General features: G+C 59.0%; 2 pseudogenes. Both read right to left on the bottom strand.

What is annotated here, in order from left to right:
• Positions 1–281 precede the first annotated feature (281 nt).
• A pseudogene (locus NKI66_RS32565) lies at positions 282–589 on the bottom strand (type II toxin-antitoxin system RelE/ParE family toxin).
• 5 nt (positions 590–594) lie between these two features.
• Positions 595–857, bottom strand: a pseudogene (locus tag NKI66_RS32570) (type II toxin-antitoxin system ParD family antitoxin); the annotation flags it as partial.
• Between the last annotated feature and the right edge of the window lie 693 nt (positions 858–1,550).

A 1,550-nucleotide genomic window follows, 5' to 3' on the forward strand; every position in this document is an offset into this window, starting at 1 on the left:
TTAGAAGCAAACTTCTTCGTCGCCAGCGGCGAGCCGCCCTCGTTCGTGAGGCGTATATAGTCGCCACACTCGACAACTGTCAACACACATCGACAATGTTTTTTCGATTTCTCGCAGAGATATCCACCGGGCCGAAATTCATGAGTTGGCTTGGCTGAATTGTGGGCGGCGTTCTAGCGCCTACCATTCCTGTGATGCGTCCCGAGCTCGAGGCGCTGATGTGTGCCATCGCACCCGCCGCGCCTGGAGGACTGCACAGCAATTCTCCACCGAAGCGCCGTTTAGAGCCGGTCCTCGAGCAATTCCGGTGTGATGTTCCGGTCGGCGTAAAAGATGCCCAGGATCAGGACCCGCCTGCCCCCGACGGCAAAGGCAATGCTGACGCCGCGGTAGCCAACAATCCGCAACCCAGGCATGATCTCGACCCGCTCGGTGCCCGCCGTGGAAACGTCGACAGGTCGAGACAATGGTCGCGGATACCCGCAATGAAATTCCAGGCGATCGCCGGCGACGCACGTCCGGCTATGTCATCGTAGAGTTGCTCCAGCTCGGCTTCTGCCTTGGGGTGGAAGACAATCCGATACTCCACCCCGACTTGGCTTTCGCCTGCTTGGCGCGATGACGCGCCTCCAGCCGGGAGAAAACCGTTTCGGCAGGGATGCCCTTCGATGAATCCTGCCGGAGTTCAGCAGGCGCCCCGGTATCTCGTCGCGCAGCCATTTCTCCCGCTCCGCCTCGAAATCCTCAAGCATGCGCAGGCCCGCGCGGACAACCTCGCTGGCATTACTGTAGCGGCCTGATTCGAGCTGCTTCCTGATGGAGCTCTCGTAATGGTCATTCAAAGCGCAATTTGGCATTGGCACCGCCCTGCGGGAACATGGGAGTGATCCCGAACCTGGATAGATGTCAGCTATTAGCAAAATTGGCTGATTCGACCATGCCACGCCTTGCGCCACTCATCCCCAGAGAATCACCCTTCACTTGATTCGACTTGATCGAGGCGTCGCTTCAACGCCCCGGGCCGTTCGGCCAACGGCACTTGCGGCTATTGCGGCGTGACACACCCAACGGCCGGCGCGATCGAGAATCCACATGCAGGTCGATTCGCGGTCCTCAGTCATTGTCATGGCCGAGGGTGGCCACAAAAGCCGGCTGAATAGAACGCCACCCCGACCCAATTCATTTCGTATTTGATTGCAAGTCATCACCGACATCACTGACCGATGCCTGACAAGAGGATCGGATGCTTCCTCTTTTTTGCCTCCGATTCGGTTGATCCGGTCATGGCGGCGGCTGGGCACTTCACTGCCAGTCCCCCTAAACGCAAACGGCCCGCGGCTGCGGGCTGTTTTGAATTAGGTTTTGTCGAGAGGCTTGTTTTGTTGTCGTAGCTTGTCGGCTGAGGCCTCTTTGTGCGCCGAGGAGTGCCGCGCTTGCAGGCACCATTGTCCCCCGAATGCGAACGGCCCGCTGGCTGGTGCCTGGGGGACTGTTGCTTGGTGGAGATTGGTTTGCGGGGGACGGGATTGGGTTTTTTGTCCCGCAGCTTG

The sequence above is a fragment of the Mesorhizobium sp. M0518 genome, assembly GCF_040321125.1.
Classification (GTDB): Bacteria; Pseudomonadota; Alphaproteobacteria; order Rhizobiales; family Rhizobiaceae; genus Mesorhizobium.